We start from the raw sequence: 23,502 nt of genomic DNA, 5'->3' as shown, positions 1-23,502 counted from the left end.
GTCGCCTTCAGCGCCTTGGTGGTCACGCCGGGGGTCGTCGAATCAGAGCGGAGCAACAGCGCGATCGACCCGTCGTTGACGCCGGCCTCGAAGACCGTCCCGACCTTCAAGCTCACGTCGATCATCGAGCCGGCAGCCTGGATCTCCGTGACGGTTCCGGTTACCTGCTTCCGGAAGCCGAAGTTGCCTGAGACGAAGACAAACCCACCGAACTCCGCGTTCAGACCAACGACGCTCACGCTCTGCGTGTTCGGGGCCACATCCAGCGTCGCCTGGACGCCGTCGATATCGAGAAGGAGCGGGTTGGTCTTGAAGTCAGTCGCCGTGTTGTTCAGCTTCACCGTCGCCGACTGGATCGTGACCTGAGCGAAGTCACCTGCCGTCAGGAACGCGCCACCGGTCGCCTTCAGAGCTCTCGTCGTCACGCCCGGCGTCGTCGAGTCGGACCGCAGCAACAGCGCAATCGACCCGTCGTTGACTCCCGCCTCGAAGACCGTCCCGACCTTCAAGCTCACGTCGATCATCGAGCCTGTGGCCTGGATCTCCGTGACGGTGCCGTTGACCTGCTTCCGGAAGCCGAAGTTGCCGGAGACGAAGACGAATCCGCCGAACTCAGCGCTCAGGCCGACCACGCTCACGCTCTGCGTGTTCGGGGCGACATCCAGCGTCGCCTGCACACCGTCGATGTCGAGAAGGAGCGGGTTGGTCTTGAAGTCCCTCGAGGTGTTGTTGAGCTTGACGGTCGCCGACTGGATCGTGACCTGGGCGAAGTCCCCTGCCGTCAGGAACGCGCCGCCCGTCGCCTTCAGCGCCTTGGTGGTCACGCCCGGGGTCGTCGAGTCCGAGCGCAGCAACAGCGCAATCGAGCCATCGTTGACGCCGGCCTCGAAGACTGTCCCGACCTTCAAGCTCACATCGATCATCGAGCCGGTCGCCTGAATTTCGGTGACCGTGCCGGTGACCTGCTTCCTGAAGCCGAAGTTGCCCGAGACGTTGACGAACCCGCCGAACTCGGCGTTGAGGCCCACGACCGACACGCTCTGCGTGTTCGGCGCAACGTCCAGCGTCGCCTGCACACCGTCGATGTCGAGGAGGAGCGGGTTCGTGGAGAAGTTGGTGTTCGTGTTGTTGAGCTTCACGGTCGCCGATTGGATCGTGACCTGGGCGAAATCGCCAGCCGTCAGGAACGCGCCGCCGGTCGCCTTCAGCGCCTTGGTGGTGACACCGGGGGTGGTCGAGTCGGATCGGAGCAGCAGCGCGATCGACCCGTCGTTGACGCCGGCCTCGAAGACTGTGCCGATCTTCAGGCTCACGTCGATCATCGAGCCCGTCGCCTGGATCTCGGTGACGGTGCCGTTGACCTGCTTCCTGAAGCCGAAGTTGCCGGACACGAACACGAAGCCGCCGAACTCCGCATTGAGCCCAACGACGGAGACGCTCTGCGTGTTGGGCGCAACGTCAAGCGTCGCCTGCACACCGTCGATGTCGAGAAGAAGCGGGTTGGTCGCGAAGTTGGTGTTCGTGTTGTTGAGTTTGACCGTCGCGGACTGGATCGTGACCTGCGCGAAGTCACCGGCCGTGAGGAACGCGCCGCCTGTCGCCTTCAGCGCCTTGGTGGTCACGCCGGGGGTCGTCGAATCAGAGCGGAGCAACAGCGCGATCGACCCGTCGTTGACGCCGGCCTCGAAGACCGAACCGACCTTCAGGCTGACGTCGATCATTGAGCCGGTCGCCTGGATCTCCGTGACGGTGCCGTTGACCTGCTTTCTGAATCCGACGTTGCCCGAGACGTTCACGAACCCGCCAAACTCCGCGTTCAGGCCGACGAGCGACACGCTCTGAGTGTTCGGCGCCACATCCAGCGTCGCCTGCACACCATCGATGTCGAGGGTCAGCGGGTTGGTCTTGAAGTCCGTCGCGGTATTGTTGAGCTTGACGGTCGCAGACTGGATCGTGACCTGCGCGAACTCACCGGCCGTGAGGAACGCGCCGCCGGTCGCCTTGAGGGCGCGAGTGGTGACTCCCGGCGTCGTCGAGTCACTTCTAAGAAGGAGGGCGATCGACCCGTCGTTGACTCCGGCCTCGAAGACCGAACCGACCTTCAGGCTCACGTCGACCATCGAGCCCGTCGCCTGGATTTCCGTGACCGTCCCGGTGACCTGCTTCCTGAAGCCGAAGCTCCCCGAGACGTTGACGAACCCGCCGAACTCCGCGCTCAGGCCCACCAGCGAGACGCTCTGGCTGTTCAGGGCGACATCGAGAGTGGCGGCGACGCCGTCGATGTCGAGGGTCAGAGGGCTCGAGGCAAAGTCCGTCGTCGTGTCATTGAGCTTCACGGTCGCCGATTGAATCGTTACCTGGGCAAAGTCCCCGGCCGTCAGGAACGCGCCGCCGCTCGCCTTCAACGCGCGCGTGGTGACGCCCGGTGTGGTCGAGTCGGACCGGAGCAGCAGCGCGACCGCGCCGTCGTTGACGCCGGCCTCGAAGGCCGTCCCGGCCTTCAGGCTGACGTCCACCATCGAGCCCGTGGCTTGAATGTCCGTGACCGTCCCGGTGACCTGCTTCCGGAAGCCGAAGTTGCCCGAGACGTTCACGAAGCCGCCGAACTCCGCGCTCAGACCCACGAGCGAGACGCTCTGCGTGTTCGGCGCGACGTCGAGAGTCGCCTGCACGCCATCGATGTCGAGGAGGAGCGGGCTCGCGGCGAAGTCGGTCGACGTGCTGTTGAACTTGACGGTCGCGGACTGAATCGTGACCTGCGCGAAGTCGCCGGCGGTCAGGAACGCGCTGCCGGTCGCCTTGAGAGCCTTCGTGCCGTCGTCTCTCAGCAGGAGGGCCAGCGAGCCGCCGGAGACCCCGGCTTCGAAGGCGGTGCCGGCGCTGAGCGTCGCGCTCGCGTTGCCGGCGGTCGCCCGGATCTCGGTCCCGACTTTCTGGAAGCCGAAGTCGCCGGTCAGCGTGACGAAACCGGAAATATCGAAACTGAGCGACGTCCCCGAGATGCGGGCCGTCGTGTTCGCCGGAGCGTTCGGGATGGTGACGCTGACCGAGCCGACGCTGACGATCTGACCGACCAGCGACGTCGAGGTGGTGTTCTGGAGGACCTGGGCCTGGGCGCCCGAGGCGTTGAGGAGGCCGCCGCCGCTGAGTTGGAAGGCGCCGCTGGCGAAGACGACTCGCGAGCCGTTGTCGTTCAGGATGAGGGCGAGCTTGCCGGAGGTGACGCCGAGGCTGAAGGGGCCGCTGCCGAGAGTCGCCGTGACGTTCGACGAGACGATCTCCAGGGAGGTCCCGGCGTCCTCGATTCCGATGTCGCCGGCGAAGTCCACGAACCCGGGGATCGAGAGGGTCGCCCCGGTCACGCTGGTGGCGGAGAGGGGGAAGTACTCGCTCAGCACGTTGCCGATCGCGTCGTCCGCGGCGGACGAGCCGGTGTGGATCGGGATGGCCCCTCCCGGCACCTCCTGGACGGTGAGGCGGAGGCGGTCGGCCATCTGGACGACGTCGAAGTAGAGCTTCCCGCCGCCGAAGCCGAAGAGGCCGGTCGAGGTGGTGAAGGCACCGGTCACGGTGCCGAAGGTCAGGAAATCGAAGGTGTCGCCGGCGGTCGGGAGGAACCCGTCGACCAGTACGATTTTGAGGGTTCCGCTGAGGGTCGCCGACCCGGTGACGTTGATCTGGTCGAAGCCGGCCAGCGGATCCGTAGCCCCCGGTCCGGGGGTCTTGCCGCCGATTTCGACCTCGAGGATTCCGCCGGCGATGTCGAGGGTCGCGACCGTCTCCTGCTCGATGACGCCGGTCTGGTTGGACTGAGGGGTGGGTGCGATCGCGGGCGTCGGGGTCGAGGTGGCCGCGACCGGAGGGGTGGAGATCGGGGCTCGCGTGGACTCGAGTCCCGCGCTTCCGGAGACCTCGGGAGGTGCCCGCGGGGAGCCATCACCCCGTCGACCCGAGGGGCGCGTGGTCGAGCTCGCGAGCCTGAGCGTGTCGGCATTACCCGACGGATTCGCGGGGCCGGCGGCTCGCTGAATCTGGCCCGCTGTGATGACCACCGCGGCGATCGCCGAGGCGTCCACCCGCGCGATGAAGAAGAGGTCGCGACCGCCTCGGAGCGGCACTGGGAATCCCTCTGTGTCGCCCGTCGGAATGGGCTGAATCGACGAGCGCGCGGCTACGGAACGGCGAGCGCCTGCGATTGTTGCGGATCGAGCGTCCCCGGCCGCGGCGTCAAATCGGGCGGAACGATCGAGATGCGCGAGGCTCGCGGGAAGGGCGAGATTCCCCGACAAGACCAGTGATTCCGGAAGCTTGTCCGCGCTTCGAGAGATTTCATATCGAACGGTTGCGAGGAAGGCAAGACTGGAGGGCGCCGGTGTTTTCGAGAAATGTGCCGGCTGAGAGGAGGGTTTGGCGTCGCGGTCCCCGCGCGCCGAGGCGGCGAGGGAGTCGCCGGCGGCCGGGGGCCCGCGCGAGGAGATGGAGTCGACGAAATGGCTCGGACGAAGGGTCTCGGTCGCGACGGAGCGGAGGGTTCCGCGCTCGCGCGACACGAAGAAGGAGAGGCGCACGAGAGTTCGTCGCGCCTCCGTCTGTCCGGATTCTGTGGACGCTTTCTCGGCGTCGTTTGCGGTCGGGATCCGCGTCGCGGCGGCGTCCGCCGGCGAGCCGATCGGCGCGAACGCGGGCGCGCTCCCCTCGACCGGGCGCGACGGCGATTCGACGACGATCCAGTCGTCGACACGCGACGCCGCGGCCTTCGGATGCGCTGCCTCTCCGGCCCGGTGGCTCGCCTCGCTCGTCGGTGCAATCAGGTCGGTGACGGCGCTGTCGATGACCATGTCGAAGCCGCCGAGGCTCTCGACGTGCGCCGCCGTCGCCGGGGCGAGCTCGAGCTTGTCGAACTCCGCGACGAGAGGCTTGTGGTGGAGGAGGTCCGCCTGAGCCATCCCGAGGGGGTCGGCCGAGAGGAGGATGCGGGGCTCGAAGGCTTCGAGAGAGAAGCTGGGGCGCTGGGGCACGTTCCCGCTCCTGGAGAGAGGGCGGGAGTCTCGGCCGGCGGTCCCCTTCCCCAGATTGCGTACCTTCAAGCTGACCCTCGCGACACTTGCGGGACCGGACGGCAGGGACCGTCGGCTCTATTTACCCTGATTCGCCGGCTCCGTCAAGACTGAAGATCGGGTGGGGCTATAGAGTCAGGGCGACGGCCGCGCCGAGAAAAATGACCGACTGCTTCCAGAAGCGACCCCACCTGACGGGAGGGGGCGGGGCGGATATCGACACCCCCTCGGCGCTCGCCCGGACGGTCGCGTTCCGGGCCTCCCCCTGTCCCAGCCGCACCGCGAACCGCTTGAGATCGGGGAGCTCGACATCGACCTGCTCGATGCTCCTGAGCACCTCACCCTCGCGGCTGAGGAGACGCAGCTCGTACTCGGCGATGGGGAGCTTGTCGAAGACGAAGATCCCCCGGCCATCCGTGACCGCCTCGAAGGAGCCCGCGGCGTTGATGAGCCGGATCGTGGTCCCGACCATCGGCGTACCCCCCGCGCGGTCGGTGATGCGACCCCGGACGTGGAGGTAGGCGTACTCGCGCGGCGTCCCCGCGGCTGCCGCCCCCCACGAAAAGACGATGGCCGGAAGGATCGCGAGCGACGCCAGAACGAGCCGGCGAGCCGTTGTCCGCGTCACGGGCGCACCTGGGGCCCGAGCGGATGGCCGGGCACCCTGGAGTTCCTCCCACGGTGGCGGTCCTTGCTGAGGGGGTGGGCCGCCCCGTCCATGCCGTTGCAGTTCTGGTCGATCCCGTCTCCCACGGGATCGGGGGCGCCCGGGAAGATGGTCGGGTCGGAGTCACCGCAGTCGGTCCCCGCGACCACGGGGAGCGAGACGTTGGAGTCGCCCCACCCGTCGTCGTCCGCGTCCTTCATGCAGTTGAGCGGCGCTTCGATCTGGGCCGCGCCCGGAAAGGTGACCGCCGCGCTGGGCGAGTCGTCGTCACAGTCGGTGCCGGCGCTCACACCGGGCGGGGGCGTGATGTCGCCGAAGCCGTCCCCGTCCTTGTCCTGCATGCACGCCGACGCGAACGGCTCGTTGAACCCCGCGCCGGGGAATGCGGTCGGATCGGCGGGGGCGCAATCGCCGCCCCCCCGGATGGTCGGGTTATCCCCCTGGATGTCGTTCCAGGGGAGGCAGACGACCCAGCCGTCGCCGTCGGCGTCCTTCTCCGCGGCGGGGATCCCCGCCGAGCAGTCGTTGTCGTTCCCGTCACAGATCTCGACGGCTCCAGGGTGGGTGGCCGCGTGGAGATCGTCGCAGTCGGTCCCCTTGACAATCGGGAGGGCGGCGGAGGCGTCTCCGTAGCCGTCGTTGTCGACGTCCCGCATGCAGTTGAGCGGGGCCTCGATCTGCGCGGCGCCTGGAAACGTGAACGCCGCCGTGGGGCTCGAGTCGTCGCAGTCTGTTCCGCGCGTCACTCCGGGCGGCGGCGCGATGTCGCCGAAGTCGTCGTGGTCCCGATCGCGCGTGCAGGCCAGCGGGAAGACCTCCTTCGGGGAGGCGCCGGGGAAGGTGTCGATGTCGGCCGGATCGCAGTCCCCCCCGCCGAGGATCATCGGTTGATCCCCCTGCGTGTCGAGCCACGGGGCGCACGCCACGTACCGGTCGCCGTCGGTGTCGAGCTCCGCGGCGGGGACGGTCCCGGAGCAGTCGTTGTCGTTGCCGTCGCACACCTCGACCGCGCCGGGGTGCGTCGCCGGGTCGTTGTCGGCGCAGTCGGTGGCGGTCGCCGACTCGTGCTGCGCCGCATCGCAGTGCCCGTCCGAGGCGAGGACGATCGTCGCCGCGACGCCGCCCGCGCCGTCCCCGTCGCCATCCATGAAGCACGAGATCGTGTCGGCCCCGTTGCAGTCCTGGTCGATGCCGTCGTTCGGGATCTCCACGGCGCCGGGGAAGATGGTGAGGCTGGCGTCGTTGCAGTCGTTCCCGGTGGGCGACTCACCTGGGTCGGTGCAGTCCCCGTCGGTGGAGGGGGTCATCGTTCCGCTCCCGAATCCGTCCCCGTCGACGTCGACGAAGCACGTGACCGTGTCGGCGCCGTTGCAGTCCTGGTCGATGCCGTCGTCGAGGATCTCGGTCGCCCCCGGGAAGACCCCCGCCTTCGTGTCGTCGCAGTCGCTTCCGGGAACGACAGGGAGGACGGACGCGGAGTCGCCGTAGCCGTCGTTGTCGGCGTCCTTCATGCAGTTCAGCGGCCCCTCGATCTGCGCCGCTCCCGGGAACGTGTTCGCGCCGGCGACGGGGCGATCGTCGCAGTCGGTGCCGGCGACGCCTCCCGGGGGTGCGTTGATGTCCCCGAAGTCGTCGCCGTCGGCGTCGCGCATGCACGCCCCCGGGACGACCTCTTTGGGCGCGGCGCCCGGGAAGGTGGTCGGATCGGTCGGTGCGCAGTCTCCCCCGCCCAGGACGAGGAGGTTGTCCCCCTGCACGTCGTTCCAGTTCGAGCAGGCGACCCATCGATCTCCGTCGGTGTCGATCTCCTCGGGAAGCGGCAGCCCGGAGCAGTCGTTGTCGTTGCCGTCGCACGTCTCGGGGGCGCCGGGATGCGAGAACGGGTCGTTGTCCGCGCAGTCGGTGCCGCGGGTCACCCCTGGGGGAGCCGCGATGTCGCCGTAGCCGTCGTGATCCGCATCCTTCATGCAGGCGGCGGGGTTGGCCTCGAGCGCGGCCGCCCCGGGAAACGTCACGGCGCCGTTCGCGGACGCGTCGTCGCAGTCGGTTCCCGCGGTGACCCCCACCGGGGGCAGCGCGTCCCCGTAGTCGTCGCCGTCGCGATCCCGCATGCAGGCCGTCGTCGAGTTCTTCGGGGCTGCGCCGGGGAACGTGGCCGCGTCGGTTCGGTCGCAGTCCCCGCCGCCCAGAATCGCGGGCTGGTCGTGCTGCGTGTCCACCCACGGCGTGCACCCGACGTACTTGTCGTTGTCGGAGTCGAGTTCCACCGCCGGGACGGATCCCGAGCAGTCGTTGTCGTTGCCGTCGCACACCTCCGGCGCGCCGGGGAAGCTCGTCGGGTCGTTGTCCGCGCAGTCGGCGGCCTTGTTGTCGAGATCGCCGGGGGTGTTGTCGTTGCAGACGTCGAAGCCGTCGCCGTCGGCGTCGGGGGCGTCGTCGGCCATACCGTTGCAGTTCTCGTCGATGGCGTTGCAGACGATCTCGGTGGCGCCGGGCTTGACCGCGGTGTTGAGCGGGGCGCAGTCCACCGTATCGGGCGATCCGTCGTTGTCGTCGTCGGCGTCGCGGATGTTGCGCCCCTGCGAGGCCCGGTCGGCGTCGGTGTCCTCGAGCGTCGCCACGAAGACCCTGTGGTGCGCGACCGAGGAGAGGAACAGGTCGTCCGACGTGTCGCCGTTCAGGTTGCCCGCGGCGATCGCGAATCCCATCTCGTCCCCCTGATCCGACTCGCGATCTCCGCCGAAGACCATCACGTCCACGCCGGATGTCCCGGTGCAGTCGGAGTTGACGGCGCACTTGTTGAGGTCGATCGGAGAGGTGAGCGCGGAGGCGTCATAGACCACGTAGACGGTGCCGCGATCGATCGAGTTCACCGCGAGCCCGCTCCCGTCCTCGCGGCGGGCGGCCATCGCGAGGTCGTCCTTGCCGGAGCCGTTGAAATCGCCGTACGCGAGCGAGAAGCCGAGCTGATCGCCGGACCTTCGCGCGACGAACACCCTGTCGGCGGTCTTGGCGGGCTCCTCCTGCCCGACGCGGCCGATCACGCTTGACTTCCAGACGTACACCTTGCCCGCGTTCGACCGCGTCCCGCTCGCGACGTTGGTCTTGGCGTCCCCCGCGGTCGGCTGCTTCGAGTTCGGCGGGTCGTTGTCGGCGAATACGGCGCCGACGGCGAGATCCCCCTGGGCGCTGATCGCCACGCTGAAGCCGAAGAAGTCGCCGGGAAGCTCGCCGACGATGGAGTGGACCTGCGCGTCGACCGACTCGCGAAGGATTCCATCGCCGTCGCGTCCGTCCGTGGGGGCGATCGGTCCCTGAATGGCGAGAACTCTTCCCGCGGAGGCGCCGACCGCCCCGACCGCGAGGTCGTCGAACTTGCCGGTCGGCAGGGTCATCGCGTTGAAGTCGCCGTCGAGATCACCGACCGCGAGCGACTCGCCCAGCCCCTCGGTCCCGGTCCCCTCGATGCGCACGAGGTTTGCGGCGGTCTCATCGACGAGGCCGGAGATCACCGGGAAGAAGGTCACCGTCCCTGCGCCAGCCATCGCGCCGCGGGCGCCGACGACGACGTCGGGACCTGTCCCGCCGTTCGTGAGCACGCGCCCGAAGGCGACCGAATACCCGAACTCGTCGTCGTCCGCGGCGATCGGGGACTGGATGAGCTGTCCTCCCAGGTCGATCGGATCCGCCGTGACGGTCGTCGGGGGACCCGACGCCGCCTGGCAGAACGTCCCGGCCTTCAAGTGGAAGGCGCTCCCCGGCGCGTTCCCGGTCGTCCCCGGCTTGCCCGGCGCGCCGATGAGGACGGCCGAGCCCCCCTTGCCGGGAGCGCACGTTCCCATGACGCGCTCCGCCGACACCGCCACCGAGAAACCGAACGACCCGACCTGCCCGGGGAAGGGGGGATCCCGCGTGAGGATGACGTCGGCCGAGGCGTCGGCGGAGACCATGCGGGCGGCGATATCGTTGGGATCGAGCGAGTAGCCGGCCTGTGCGCTGACGCGGCCCAGGAAGATGTAGACGCGATTACGCGCGGGATCGCCCACGACGAGATCGGCGAGGTCGTCTCCGTTGATTTTTCCGACCGCCACCGCGAAACCGAACTGGCTCGCGGCGGGATTCGCCCCATCGTACTGGAACCGAATGTCGCTCGCCTGGCACTCGGGGCGCGGCCGCGCTTGCGCGTCCGTCGCCTCTTCGCAGACCGAGAAGCTCGCGGGGGCGGCACCGCCGATGAACTCGGCGCGCGCCGGGGACAGGGCGGCCACACCCGCGAGGAGCCCGACCATGGCGCGACGCCGGATGAGATGTTGCGACCAGTTCGTCATTTCGCCCCCACCCCGTAGGAGAAGCTGGCCAGAATCCGGTTCGCGATGTCGGATTTTTCCCAGGCCACCTGCACTCCCATGCGGTCCCAGATCGCCCCGGCTCCCAGCGTGAAGTGGTTCTCGGCGTTCCCGCCGGCGTAGGCGTGGCGGTAGGTGGCGTTGACGCTGTGATCGGTGCTGTTGAACTCGATCATGCGCTGCTGCGTGTCCGGCGTGCGGAAGAAGCCGCCCCGCACGGAGAGGGCGCCGCCGCTCGGGATCCGGACGGGCACGACGTACTCGCCGCCCACGCGGAGGACGGTCCCGTCATCGAGTGAGAAGCGCCGTCGCCTGACGCGCCGCGTGCTGAAGGCCCCCATCGCGAGATGCGGGCCCGTCACGTAGTTCACTCCGGAGTCGAACCCGCGGAGGAGGTCGGAGTACTCGACCCGATCCATCTGGGCGGTGACGGCGAACCTGCCCGCCGCGCGGTACGCGGCGCCGGCCGAATAGGTGTCGGGCTGCGGGAAGCGCGTCTCGATTGTCCGATCGAGCGCACCATTGAGGGACGTGCGCTCCCCGACGCCGAATCGGGTCCCTTTGCGATAGGTGGCCCCGAACTGCCACGGGCTGGCAGTCCGCGTGAACGACGATCCCGGACGCCAGAGGACGCCGATCGCGTAGGTCAGGTTGGAGTCGGAACCGTCCAGATGCGTGGTGTAGACGTCGGCCGTCGATTGGCTGGGGAGCCGGGGATGCGAGCCGTCCGCGAGGATCGCGAGGGGATCGACGACCCTGACGCGCGTGTCCGCGGACATGTTCATGACCGACTGGGACAGCGTGAGCCCCACCGAGAAGTCGGCGTGGATCTGCGCGGAGACGACTCCGTTCCACGCCACCGTCTCGCCCGAGAGGCGGCCGGCAACCGGAGCCGCGATGGAGTAGGCCACCACCTGCCCCCCGCTCACCGTGTTCGGAAAGGTGTCGAAGGAGAAGCGCGCCGCCGTGCCGCCGGCCCCGGAGAGCGTCGTCTCCTCCGAGTACGTCACCTGGCGCGAGACTCCGAACGCAATCCGGTGGCCGCCGCCGTACGTGAACGGCCAGGAGAAGGCCAGGAGCGCCGGGGACTGCGTCGTGCTCGCCCCCCGATCGGAGGCAAGCGCGAGGTAGGGAAGATTCCTTCCTCCCGTCACGGGATTCACCTCGAGGTTCCCGACGCGGCTCCGCGCGGGATTGCTCGGGACCTCCAGCGAGCCGTACTCGGCGTAGGCGAGCGACCTCGGGATCAGGCTGAGCCCCGCCGGGTTGAGCTCCGCGGCGGACGCGTCATCGGCGACGGCCACGAACGCGCCGCCCATCCCTGCGGCGCGCGCCCCCGCCGTCACGAAATGCAGCTGGTACCCGCGAAAGATGTCCTCGTCGGTGAGAGCGCTCACTGGCCTCGCGGTCAGGATGACGGCCGACAGCGCCAGGATCACGCTGCGGACGTGCCGGGCGTCGCGTCTGGGCTTCATGCTCCTTCCTCACGTGTAGATCCGCATGGCCGCCGGGGCTCGAACACCCCGGCGGGAAGGTCATTGGACTTGTTTTGTCGGACGCGAGGGCGCCCCGGCGCCGGGAAGAAGGTCCGGTTCCGGCCGAGCAGCAGGGAGTGCCGGTATACCACCGGAATCCCGATAAGTCAATGATCCCCAACGGGATAAGCGCGGGCTCACCCGCCGCGACCGCGCGTGATCACGACGCTCCGGTTGCGCGTCGCCGCCCTCATCGCGCATCATGTCGCCTCGCCCGGCTCGCGCATCGCGACGCGGGGCTTCACGGCGCCGAGGAGACATCGATGCGACGCAGGATCTCTCGAATGCCCCTGGCCCTCGGCCTCGCCGCGGGGCTCCTCGCGACCGGATGCGCCGGGAAGAGGATGGTGATGGAGGTCTCCGCGACCATTCTCTACGAGCGCCCGAAGATCGCGGAGGTCACGCACGTCCTCGAGGACCTGCGGCCCGGCGGAGGCGCCGCCATCGTCGAGGTGGCCATGCTCGGGGATCCGGGGCTCGCCGCCACATTCGACATCCAGCCGGGCATCGTCGAGCGAAGCCCGATGCGCGAGACGGCCGACGGCCGCTACGTCGGCTCGTTCCGCTTTCCGCCGGACGCCGCGGGCGGCCCGTACACGATCCTGGTCAGGCTCCGCCACGTCGCGGCCGGCGAGGTGACCGCGCGGGACCCCGAGCTCGTGACGATCCCGCTGGCCGAACCCTCCCCCGAGCCCTGATCTCCCCCGACCCGGCCTCCGCGCGAGGATCGATCTGGAATCTTTCCGGGGACGCATGCGGGGCGTCGGGAAACCGATAGCGGGCGACGCCCGGCCGCCGCATCCCCATGGCTCCTCCCCGGGGAACCCACGCCGCACCGCGCTTCGCGGCGAGCGCTTCCCTCCGGCACATGCCTTGCTGTCTCGTGTCCCGCCGATCGAGATGGGCTCGCTCGGCGCCACGGTCCTGCGCCGCGCCATCAGCACGGAATCGCCGGCGGATGAGCGCGCGAAGGTCGGCGAGACGATCGATGACGAACTGGGTGAAGCACTGGGAGGAGTTCCCTGCGCGATTCCCGCGCCACGACCACCTGCGGCAGGTCGGCAAGACCGTCGCGGGTGAGCCGATCTCCCCGCGCCAGTTCGAGACGATTCTGAATGTGATCGACAACGCGCTGCAGCTCACGAGCGACGACGCGCTGCTCGACCTCTGCTGCGGCAACGGGGTGCTGACCTCGCGGCTCGCCGCGCGATGCCGGGAGGCCGTCGGCATCGACTCTTCCGTCGCGCTGCTTCGCGTCGCGGAGGAGGATCACGCGCAGCCGAACCTGAGGTACCACCAGCTCTCGGCGCTCGAGCTCCCCCAGCTCGCCACCTCCACCGGAGGCCCCTTCACCAAGGTCCTGATCTACGAAGCGCTCCAGCACTTCGCGCCACACGATCTGGCCGCGCTGCTCGCCGGCATCGCGAGGCTCGTCGCCCCCGGCGCGCGGCTCTTCATGGGCAGCGTCCCGGATCGCGCGCGCCGCTCGCGCTTCCACGACACGCCCCGGCGGCGGCTGGTCGCGACGCTGCGGCGGATCGCCGGGCGCGACGCCATCGGAACGTGGTGGGAGCGCGAGATGGTGTGGGCCGCGCTCGAATCGGCGGGGTGGAGCTGCGCCATCCTCGATCAGCCCCGCGCCCTCCACACCGCGCACTACCGGTTCGACCTTCTCGCGGTGCGCGTCAGGCCCGGACGCCTCGGCGCGGGGGCGGCATGAGCGCTCCGCGCCGTCTTCCCTTCGAGCGGATCGCGCTTCTCATGGGGATGCCCCGGTCGGGCACATCCTGGCTGAGCCAGATCGTCGACAGCAGCCCCGACGTGCGGTTCCGGCTCTCGCCTCTCTTCTCGTACGCCTTCAAGAATGCCGCGGGCGAGCGGTCGCCCCGGGCCGCATGGGAGGAGGTTCTCCGCGGAGCTTACGAGCGCGAGGACCGGTTCATGAGCCAGACCTACCAGCGGGAGGCGGGGCGCTACCCGGTCTTCGCCCTCAAGGACGAGGCGCCGCGCGTCCTCGCGATCAAGGACACGCGCTACCACCAGGTCCTCGGGAGGCTTCTCGAGCTCTTCGAGTGCGCCCGCCTCGTCGCGATCGTGCGGCACCCTTGCGGTGCGATCCACTCGTGGCTGACGACGCCGAAGGAGTTCCCGACCGGCTCCGACCCCTCCGCCGAGTGGCGCACCGGGAGGTGCCGCAAGACCGCACCCGAGGAGTTCTGGGGGTTCGAGGACTGGATGTCGGTGACGCGCCTCCATCTCGATCTCGCGCGGCGCCACCCCGGCCGGGTCCTCGTCATCCGCTACGAGGATCTCGTCGGGAACGCCGTCGAAGAGAGCCGCCGCCTCCTCCGGTTCCTCGATCTCCCCTGGACGGCGCAGACAGAGTCGTTCGTCGAGGAAAGCCAATCGCGTCACATGGCCGACACGCACGCGGTCTTCAAGCACCCCGGGGTGAAGGACCGGTGGCGGGGGGAGCTGAGCCCCGAGATCCAGGAGGCGATCCGGAGCGAGATCGCGGGAACGGACCTCGCGGAGTTCCTCTCGTGAGGCTCGGGATCATGCAGCCGTACTTCTTCCCCTATCTCGGATACTTCGATCTGATCTGCCACACCGACGCCTGGGTGGTCTTCGACACGCCGCAGTACATCCGCCACGGCTGGGTCAACCGCAACCGGGTTCTCCACCCGTCGGACGGCTGGCAGTACGTCATCGCCCCGGTGAGAAAGCATGACCGCGCCGCCGCGATCCGCGACGTCGAGGTCAGCCCGGAGCCGGCCTGGCGCCGACGCCTCCTCGCGCAGCTCGGGCACTACCGGAAGCGCGCGCCGTACTTCCGCGAGACGATGGCGATCGTCGACCGCTGTCTCGCCCCGGGAGACGCCTCCCTCGCGCGCACCAACGTCGCGATCCTCGACGAGATCTGCCGCCTGCTCGGAATCCGCTTCGACCGGCGCTTCTTCTCGGAGATGGCGATCGACCTCCCCGCCGAACCGGGCCCCGGCGACTGGGCGCTCGAGATCGCGTCGGCGCTCGGCGCCGACGAGTACGTGAACCCGCCCGGGGGGCGTCACCTGTTCGACCCCGCGCGCTTCGCCGATCGCGGGATCGCTCTCACGATCCGCGAGTTCCGGAACATGCCCTATCGGTGCGAGGGGTACGGGTTCGTGCCCGGCCTCTCGATCGTCGACGTCCTGATGTGGAATCGGCCCGAGTCGGTCAGGCGGTATCTCCTGGAATGGAGCCGAGGGTGACGGCGAGGCGGCGCGCGCCGGATCTCGCGATTCTCGGCGGCCCCCCGGCGTTCGCGAGCCCCGTCCACGTGGGCCGTCCAAACCTCGGGGATCGCGCCCGTTTCCTCTCGAGGGTCGAATCGATCCTCGATCGCAAGATCCTCACGAACCACGGCCCGTACCTCCGGGAGTTCGAGAGCGCCATCGCCGCGCGCGTCGACGTGAGGCACTGCGTGGCGACCGCCAACGCGACCGTGGCCCTCGAGGTCCTCGCCCGCGCCCTCGGCCTGACGGGGGAGGTCATCGTGCCGTCCCTCACCTTCGTCGCGACCGCGCATGCGATGCGCTGGCAGGGGCTGACCCCCGTCTTCGCCGACGTCGACGAGACGACGCACAACCTCGATCCCGCGAGCGCCGAATCGCGCGTCACGCCGCGGACCTCCGCGATCCTCGGCGTCCATCTGTGGGGGAGGCCGTGCGACGTGGGCGCCCTCGCGGCGATCGCGAAGCGCCACGATCTCGCCCTCCTCTTCGACGCGGCTCACGCGTTCGGCTGCACGCTCGGCGGGCGGCCCATCGGAGGGTTCGGCGCCGCCGAGGTCTTCTCGTTCCACGCGACCAAGGTCGTGCAGTCGTTCGAGGGAGGGGCCATCACCACGAACGACGACGCGCTCGCCGCGCGCCTGCGCCTCCTCGCGAATTTCGGATTCGCCGGCTACGACGACGTGCGGGTCGTGGGCACCAACGCGAAGATGTCGGAGATCTCCGCGGCCATGGGGCTCACCGCGCTGGAGAGCTTCGACGCGTTCGTCTCCCACAACCGCCTCAACCACGCATGGTACGAGCGCGCCCTCGGCGCGATTCCGGGGATCTCCGTGATCCCCTTCGACGAGAACGAGGCGGGAAACTTCCAGTACGTCGTGGCGGAGGTGGACGCCCGACGGTTCGGTTTGAGCCGCGACGACCTCGTCGCGGTGCTCCACGCGGACAACGTCCTCGCCCGGCGCTACTTCCATCCCGGGTGCCACCGCATGGCCCCGTACGCGAGCGAGGCCCCCCGCCCGCGGCGCCCGCTCCCGGTCACCGAACGGCTCAGCGAACGGCTTCTCTGCTTCCCCACCGGCCAGGACGTCGCGGCGGGCGACATCGCGGTCATCGCGCGCCTCGTCGCGCGCGCCCCGGCGCAGGCCGGGACGATCGCGAGGCGGCTTTCACTTTCCGCGCCGCTCCTGGCGCAGGAGGCTATTGGATGACGGCAGGTCCTGCGACACCGAGCGTCAGCGTGATCATCACGGCCTTCAAGCCCGAGTTCTACGAGGCGGCCCTCACCAGCGCGCGTGAACAGACGCGCGACGATCTCGAGATCGTCGTCGGCGACGACTCCCCCGGCGACGAAATCCGCCGGGTGACGGAGTCCGCCTCCGCGACGGATCGTCGCATCGCGTACGCGCGGAACCGGCCGGCGCTCGGCGGCCCGGCGAACCGGATGGCGTGCTTCGCCCGGGCGCGCGGCTCGCTCGTCAAGTTCCTCAACGACGACGATCTCCTCGACGCCGACTGCGTGCGCCGCATGGCCGCGTGCCTCGACGCCTTTCCCGCAACCACCCTCGTGACCTCTCACTGGCGCCGCATCGACGCGGAAGGCGGCCACCTGCCCGACGACCGGGACAACGCGCGGCCGGTCGGGATCGACAGCACCCTCGACGGGAGATCCGCGGCCGCCTTCATGATCGGGAATCGCTCGAACTTCATCGGGGGCCCGAGCGCCGCGATGTTCCGCCGCCGGGACCTGGCGGACGCGCGGCCGCACATCCTCTCCTTCGCGGGGGAGCCGTGCCTCGCGAACGGGGACGTGACGATGTGGGCTCACCTCCTGTCGAAGGGGGACGCCATCTACCTCGCCGACACCCTCAGCTCGCTGCGCATCCATCCCGGCCAGATGCAGCGGCGTCCGGGATACGCGGCGGAAGGGGCGGCGGCGTGGGATCGCGTCGCGTCGCTCGCCCGGGGGACGGGCCTCTTCGACGGATCGGCGCCGCGCCGCATCGAGGCGGAGCCTCTCGGCATCAAGCCCTGGCACGCGGACCAGGTCGTCGTCGCGATCACGGAGGCGGCCGAGGCGATCGATCGCGGCGACCTGAACCGCGCCTACTGGCTCTTCACCGTCGCGGCCGAGCGGGAGCCGCGCGACGCGTGGATCGTCGAGGCCCGGGCGCGCCTGCTCTACGCGCTGGGTGAGCGGCCGCTGGCGGAATCCGAGCTGAGAAGATCGAGGGCGCTGCACCATCCGACCCGCGCCCATGCGGAGGGGGCGTGAGAGAGACCGGGGACGCCATCGAGGCGTACGGGGGAACGCTCGTCCAGCTGCTCGCCGACGGGAAGCGCGCGAAGGAGATCCTGTCGGCATCGCGGGACTGGCCATCGTGGGCGCTCACTCCGCGCCAGATCTGCGACCTCGAGCTCCTGATGAACGGCGCGCTCTCCCCCCTCACGGGGTTCATGGGGCGCGACGACGTCGCGTCGGTGTGCGAGTCCGGCCGCCTCGCCTCGGGACTCCTGTGGCCGATCCCCGTGACGCTCGACGTCCCGTCCGATCTGGCGAAGGCCCTCATCCCGGGGAGGCCCCTGTGCCTTCGGGATCCGGAAGGGCTGCTGCTGGCGATTCTCCACGTGCAGGAGCTCTGGCGCGCCGATCGCGAGCTCGAGGCCGGGGCCGTGTGCGGAACCACGAGCCTGGCGCACCCGGGGGCCCGCCACCTCCTGCGGCACAGCCATCCCTGTTACGTCGGCGGGCTCGTCGAGGGGATCCGCCTCCCCGTCCACGACGACTTCGTCCCGCTACGCCATACGCCGGAGTCGCTGCGCCGCGAGATCCGCTCCCGAAGCTGGCGCCGGGTCGTCGCGTTCCAGACTCGCAACCCGATGCACCGCGCGCACTTCGAGATCACGCGCCGGGCGGCCCTCGAGGTCGACGGCGGGCTCGTCATCCATCCGGCCGTCGGCATGACGCGACCCGGCGACATCGACCACTTCACCCGGACGCGATGCTACGAGCGGCTGCTCCCGCGCTACCCCGAGGGTTCGGCGCTCCTTTCGCTTCTCCCGCTGGCGATGCGCATGGCGGGGCCGCGCGAGGCGCTCTTTCACGCGATCATCCGGCGCAACTACGGCTGCACGCACCTGATCGTCGGACGCGATCACGCCGGCCCCGGCGTCGACGAGGCCGGGCGCCCCTTCTACGGTCCGTACGACGCACAGCGGCTGGTCGAGAAGCACGAGGCCGAGCTCGGCGTCGGGATGGTAGCTTTTGACGAAATGGTTTACGTGAAGGAGACGAACGCTTTCGTCGCCGACGGCGCGGTGCCGATCGGCGCGACCGCGCTCAGGCTCTCGGGGACCGATCTCCGCCGCCGGCTCGCCGCAGGCGACGAGATCCCCGAGTGGTTCACTTACCCCGAGGTCGCCCGCGAGCTGAGGCACCGGCACCCTCCGCTCGATCGTCAGGGGTTCACCGTCTTCTTCACGGGGCTGTCCGCCTCGGGCAAGTCGACGATCGCCCGCGCGCTCGTCGCGCGGCTGATGGAGTCGGGCAGCCGGCGCATCACGCTCCTCGATGGAGACCTCGTCCGCCGGCACCTGTCGTCGGAGCTTGGATTCTCCCGCGAGCACCGCGATCTCAACGTCCTCAGGATCGGCTACGTCGCCTCCGAGGTGACGCGGCACGGCGGGATCGCCGTCTGCGCCCCTATCGCCCCCTACGACGCCGCGCGAGTGGAAGTTCGCTCGATGATCGAGGCCGAAGGCGGCTTCTTCCTCGTGCACGTGGCGACGTCGATCGAAACGTGCGAGCGGCGCGATCCGAAGGGGCTCTACGCGAAGGCGCGGGCCGGAACGCTCCCCGCGTTCACGGGCGTCTCCGATCCGTACGAGCCGCCGGGCGAGGCCGACCTCGTCCTCGACACGGATCGCCTGACGCCGGCCGGTTGCGTCGGCCGGATCTGCGCGCTTCTCGAGCTCCGTGGATATGCCGCCACCCGCACCGTGCGGACGGAGCCGGCGGTGAAGACGGAGTCGCTCGCGGTGCGGTGATCCCCTCTCGAGGAGCGTGGCGTCCGTTGGACCGCGACCGCCCCCCGGCGTAGACTCGCGCGTCTCGCGAGCTTCCGACGGAACACCCGGGGGGATCCCATGCCGATCCGACGCGCCTTCGTCCGCGCTTTCGCCATCCTCGTCCTCTGGACCGTCTCTTTCCCGCTGGCCGGCGCCGGGACGATCCGCAACGCGCGGCACCCCGACATCCGCGACGGGAAGATCGTCTTCAGCTACCTCGGCGATCTCTGGCTCGCGGCCGAGGACGGCTCGGGAGCGAGGCGGCTCACGGTCCACACGGCGCGCGACGTCTACCCGCGCTTCTCCCCCGACGGGAGGTGGATCGCCTTCTCGTCGGACCGCTACGGGAACTTCGACGTCTTCGTCATCCCGGCCGGAGGCGGCGAGGCGCGCCAGATCACCTTCCACAGCGCGAACGACACCGTCGTCGGCTGGTCGCGCGACTCGCGACGAGTCCTCTTCTCGTCGGCTCGCGGCGCGATGTTCCCCGGCATCCCCAACCTCTACGAGGTCTCCGTGGACGGCGGCCTCGAGCAGATGGTGCCGACCGACTGGGGATCCTTCGGGAGCTGGTCGCCGGACGGGAAGACGCTCGCCTTCAACCGCCACCCCGCCTCCTGGTGGCGGCAGCACTACCGCGGGAGCTACGCCGCCGACCTCTGGACGATGGACGCGGATCGCAAGACCTTTCGAAAGCTCCTCGACGCCGACGTCATGGAGTCCGAGCGCGCGAACAATCTGTGGCCTCTCTTCGGGAACGGCGAGATCTTCTTCGTCTCCGACCGCGAGACCGTCGCGAAGCCCGGCTCGCGCGAGGTGATGAAGTCGGTCGCGAACATCTGGAAGATTCCCGCCGCGGGCGGCAAGCCCGTCCAGGTCACGCACCATGCGTCGGGAGGCCTCTTCTTCCCGTCAATCTCCCCCGACGGGAAGGCCATCGTCTACGAGCAGGGGTTCGCTCTTTACAGGCTCGACACGACGAGCGGGCGCACGGCCGAGATCAAGATCGCGATCGACTCCGACTCGAAGGAGAACGAGATCGAGATCGTCGCCCAGAAGGACGAGGCCGACGCCTTCGACCTCTCCCCTTCCACGAGGCGAGCGGCCATCTCGGCCCGCGGCGAGATCCTCACCATCGCCACGGAGAAGGGGACGACGGCGCGCGTCACGCGCTCGGCTTCGCGCGAGACGATCCCCCGGTGGTCCCCCGACGGGAAATGGATCGCGTACGTGAGCGACCAGTCGGGGCGCGACGAGATCTGGGTCTCGGCGGAGGACGGCGGCGGCCCGCGAGTGCTCACCGACGCCGACACGGAGAAGTCGGCCCTCACGTGGGCCCCCGACTCGAAGTCGCTCGCCTACGCGTCGTCAGACCACAAGCTCTACGTCCTCGACGTCGCGGGGGGACAGAGCCGTGAGGTTGCCTCCTCGGACACCGCCGCGATCCAGAGCCCCGAGGTCTCCCCCGACTCCCGCTGGATCTCGTACACGAAGATCGACCGCGACCTGAGGCCCCACGTCTTCATCGTCCCTGTCGCCGGCGGCGCCGAGCGCGCGCTCGACGACGACGTCCTCTTTTCCAGCAGCGTGGCGCGCTTCACCGCCGACGGGAAGCGCCAGATCTTCCTCGGCGGCTTCGTGCAGGGAGCGGCCGCCGGGGTGCGCGACGACCACGCGGCCCTGTACAGCGTCTCCCTCGCGCGCGAGGAGAAGGATTCCCTCAGCCGCGACATCGACGACGAGGAGGCCGGGGCCGCCGCGGCGGCGGAGTCGAAGGCGAAGGGGGACCGGGGCGCCGCGCAGACGGCGATGCCCGAGGTGAAGATCGACTGGGAAGGCCTTCCGCGCCGCTTCCGGCAGATCACCAAGATCTCGGACTCGATCACCACGGCCGTCCCCGCCCCCGACGGGAAGAGCTACGCGTTCGTCGCGGCGGGCGAGGCCGACGAGCGGCCGCAGACGACCCTCTACACGATCCAGGACAACGGCGATCAGCTCCGCCGCCTCACCCAGTCCGAGCCCCCCGATCCCGACGCGGAGGGGGCGCCGGACGCAGGCGGCCAGGGAATCTCCTCCCTTCAGTACTCGAAAGACGGGAAGACGATCTTCTTCCGCGAGGGTCGAGGGATCTGGTCGATCGGAGCGGCGAGTGAAGCCTCCGGCCCCGGCGCAAGGACCAGCGACCCCGTCCGCAAGCGCGTCAACTTCACCGCCCGCGTCGAGATCGATCACGAGAAGGAGCGCCGGCAGGTCTTCAACGAGGCATGGCGCGTCATGCGGCACCGCTTCTACGACCCGGAGATGCACGGCGCCGACTGGAACGCGGTCCATGACCGCTACGAGGCGATCCTCGGCGACGTGGGAGATCGGCAGGACCTCCAGGATCTGATCAGCGAGATGCTCGGCGAGCTGAACGCCTCGCACAACGGGATCAGCGGCGGCGGTGAGGCGGACCCGGGGGCGGTGCGGACGCGCTTTCCCGGCTTCGAGCTCGCCGCGGATCCCTCCGGCTACTACAAAGTCTCCTTCGTCTACGCGCGTGGCCCGGCCGACAAGGACTACGTGAAGGTGAAGGCCGGCGACTTCCTTCTCGCGATCGACGGCCTCCCGCTGAAGGCGGGCGACAACTATTGGCGCGCCTTCGGCACCGCGGCGGGGCGGAAGATCGAGCTGACCTTAAATTCAACGCCCGCGCTCGAGGGGTCGTGGACGACGCGCGTCGAGCCGGCGGGGGCGGCCGGCTACGCGACGATGCAGTACGAGAAGTGGGTCGACGATCGGACGAAGATGGTCGAGAAGCTCTCGGGAGGCGAGATTGGGTATCTCCACATCCGCCAGATGAACCGGCCGGCCCTCCGGAAGTTCGAGCGGGATCTCGCCGACAATCACTTCAAGAAGGCGCTCATCATCGATCAGCGATTCAACCCGGGGGGCGGGATCGACCAGGAGCTTCTCGAGATCCTGCAGCAGCGCCAGTTCCAATTTACGCGGCAGCGCGACTCCGGCACGATGACGCGGCCGCAGCGAGGATTCTTCGGACCCATGGTCGTGATGGAGAACGAGCGCTCGACGAGCGACGCGGAGGTTTTCCCGGACGGCTTCAGGACGGTGAAGCTCGGGAAGGTCGTCGGCGTGACGACGTACGGCGCGGTGATCGGGACGGGGGCCTTCCGCCTGATGGACGGCTCGACGCTTCGCACTCCCGGGAACGGCCTCTGGAACGTCGGCGGCACGAACCTCGAGAACTTCGGCGTGCCGCCGGACGTCGCAGTGGACAACACGCCGGCGGATTTCCTCGCGGGGCGGGACGCGCAGATCGAGAAAGCGGTGGAGGTGCTGAAGGAGGAGCTGAAGAGGGCCGTCAGGTAGGCCGTCAGTCGGCGAGCGCCGACTTCAGGATCTCCACATCCCCCTCGAACGACTTCTGCGCGAGCGGCCCGAAAGAGAACCGGAAGAACTCCGCGAGAGGCGACGCCTCGCCGCGGCGCGCCATATCGCAGTCGGTGCCCTTGAGGATCGCCGCTCCCTTCGCGAAGAGGCGCCGGTTCAATTCCTCCGCCCGAAGCCCGCGCGGCAGCCGGCACCAGTGGTAGAAGCCACCCGAACCGGTGAAAAGCTTGAGACCCAGCTTCTCGAACGCTTCGCCATACCGGCGACGCTGCGACGCGTAGTACGCCGGCACCGCACGGCGCGCCAGCGCCACGCGATCCTCGCGGAGCAGCTCCACCGCGTAGGCCTGTGACGGCTGCGAGACCCCTCCCATCCCGAACGACGAGAAGTTCCCGAGGATCTCGATGTGCTTGCGAGCCGCAACGACCCAGCCGATCCGGATCCCCGGGGCCTGGAGCCCCTTCGTCGCCGCGCCGACGACGAAGAGGTTCGTCGACTCGATGTCGCCGGCGTAGGCCAGAGCGCTCACCGGCGGCTCGTGGAACAGCTCGTACGCCTCGTCGATCAGAACCCCGCTGTGCGGGGAGCGCGACGCCTCGACCAGCGCCCGAAGCTCCTCGCCGGAGCGCGTCACCCCGGTGGGGTTGCACGGATTGCTGAGCATCGCGAGGAAGCGCTCGACGTCGGGAGCGACGTACCACGGCAGCGACGGCGTGAATCCGTTCCCCTCCCCGCTCGGCACGAGGGAATAGCGGCGCCCCAGCCTCTCGAGCATGTCGTAGTACGGCGTGTACTCCGTCTCGGCGATCCGCACTGTGACGTCGCGCTCGAGGAAGAGGAGGACCGCGAGAAGAGCAGGGCGTCCCCCCGCGAAAACCATGACGTTGTCGGCGACGATCGAAGCGCCGTAGTGCCGCCGATAGTATCCCGCGATCGCCTCGCGGAGCGCCGGCTGACCCCAGGCCTTCGGGTACTTCAGATCAGCCTGAGGAACTTCAACCGACGGAGGAAGCGGCGGTCCGCCCGGGAGTTGGTCGGTCCGGGGAAACCCCTGGCTCCAAGGATGCGTCCCCGGATCTCCCATGGGCGTGCCGAAGGCCGCGAGGAAGGCGTAGAGCGTCTCGTAGATCCCCATCGGGGGGACGTAGCGGAGGAAGCCCATAGGGG

13 protein-coding genes are annotated in these 23,502 nt (G+C 69.3%); 8 read left to right on the top strand and 5 right to left on the bottom strand.

The window, feature by feature from the left end; all coding sequences use genetic code 11:
* The 4 genes from HY049_15905 to HY049_15890 form a co-directional block, all read right to left on the bottom strand.
* The coding region (locus HY049_15905) for an LEPR-XLL domain-containing protein (protein ID MBI3450386.1) at window positions 1-5,018 on the bottom strand (5,018 nt) is incomplete at its 3' end.
* A gap of 166 nt (window positions 5,019-5,184) precedes the next feature.
* A complete protein-coding gene (locus tag HY049_15900; GenBank protein ID MBI3450385.1) occupies window positions 5,185-5,685 on the bottom strand; it encodes a carboxypeptidase regulatory-like domain-containing protein in 501 nt (166 codons plus the stop codon).
* The gene (locus HY049_15895; protein ID MBI3450384.1) at window positions 5,682-10,052 is read right to left on the bottom strand and encodes a putative metal-binding motif-containing protein; all 4,371 of its coding nucleotides are present in this window, start codon (window positions 10,050-10,052) and stop codon (window positions 5,682-5,684) included. Before HY049_15895 ends, HY049_15900 begins: the two co-directional genes overlap by 4 nt.
* Complete coding sequence (locus HY049_15890; GenBank protein MBI3450383.1) at window positions 10,049-11,545, bottom strand: outer membrane protein transport protein; 1,497 nt, start codon at window positions 11,543-11,545, stop codon at window positions 10,049-10,051. The genes HY049_15895 and HY049_15890 overlap by 4 nt, the downstream gene beginning before the upstream one ends.
* A gap of 323 nt (window positions 11,546-11,868) precedes the next feature.
* On the opposite strand from HY049_15890, the gene HY049_15885 reads away from it, so the two are divergent.
* From HY049_15885 to HY049_15850, 8 genes are all read left to right on the top strand, one after another.
* Window positions 11,869-12,303 (top strand): hypothetical protein, encoded by a 435-nt coding sequence (locus tag HY049_15885; protein ID MBI3450382.1) that lies wholly within the window; start codon window positions 11,869-11,871, stop codon window positions 12,301-12,303.
* 290 nt (window positions 12,304-12,593) lie between these two features.
* Window positions 12,594-13,325, top strand: a complete 732-nt coding sequence (locus tag HY049_15880) for a class I SAM-dependent methyltransferase (protein ID MBI3450381.1) — start codon at window positions 12,594-12,596, stop codon at window positions 13,323-13,325.
* Entirely contained in the window at window positions 13,322-14,152 is an 831-nt protein-coding gene (locus HY049_15875) for a sulfotransferase (GenBank protein MBI3450380.1), read from the top strand. Before HY049_15880 ends, HY049_15875 begins: the two co-directional genes overlap by 4 nt.
* Window positions 14,149-14,856: a WbqC family protein gene (locus HY049_15870; GenBank protein MBI3450379.1), complete on the top strand. Its 708-nt coding sequence runs from the start codon at window positions 14,149-14,151 to the stop codon at window positions 14,854-14,856. The genes HY049_15875 and HY049_15870 overlap by 4 nt, the downstream gene beginning before the upstream one ends.
* Complete coding sequence (locus HY049_15865; protein ID MBI3450378.1) at window positions 14,841-16,088, top strand: DegT/DnrJ/EryC1/StrS family aminotransferase; 1,248 nt, start codon at window positions 14,841-14,843, stop codon at window positions 16,086-16,088. Before HY049_15870 ends, HY049_15865 begins: the two co-directional genes overlap by 16 nt.
* Window positions 16,085-17,152 (top strand): glycosyltransferase, encoded by a 1,068-nt coding sequence (locus HY049_15860; protein MBI3450377.1) that lies wholly within the window; start codon window positions 16,085-16,087, stop codon window positions 17,150-17,152. The genes HY049_15865 and HY049_15860 overlap by 4 nt, the downstream gene beginning before the upstream one ends.
* Window positions 17,153-17,169: 17 nt before the next feature.
* On the top strand, window positions 17,170-18,924 hold the full coding sequence (locus HY049_15855) for a bifunctional sulfate adenylyltransferase/adenylylsulfate kinase (protein MBI3450376.1): 1,755 nt from the start codon (window positions 17,170-17,172) through the stop codon (window positions 18,922-18,924).
* A gap of 99 nt (window positions 18,925-19,023) precedes the next feature.
* Window positions 19,024-22,314 (top strand): PD40 domain-containing protein, encoded by a 3,291-nt coding sequence (locus tag HY049_15850; GenBank protein MBI3450375.1) that lies wholly within the window; start codon window positions 19,024-19,026, stop codon window positions 22,312-22,314.
* 4 nt (window positions 22,315-22,318) lie between these two features.
* Here HY049_15850 and HY049_15845 read toward each other — a convergent pair whose 3' ends face one another.
* A complete protein-coding gene (locus HY049_15845) occupies window positions 22,319-23,497 on the bottom strand; it encodes a pyridoxal phosphate-dependent aminotransferase (GenBank protein ID MBI3450374.1) in 1,179 nt (392 codons plus the stop codon).
* Window positions 23,498-23,502 lie beyond the last annotated feature (5 nt).

The organism is Acidobacteriota bacterium (assembly GCA_016195325.1).
Lineage (GTDB): Bacteria > Acidobacteriota > Polarisedimenticolia > JACPZX01 > JACPZX01 > JACPZX01.
This window is presented reverse-complemented; position numbering and strand designations above follow the sequence as displayed.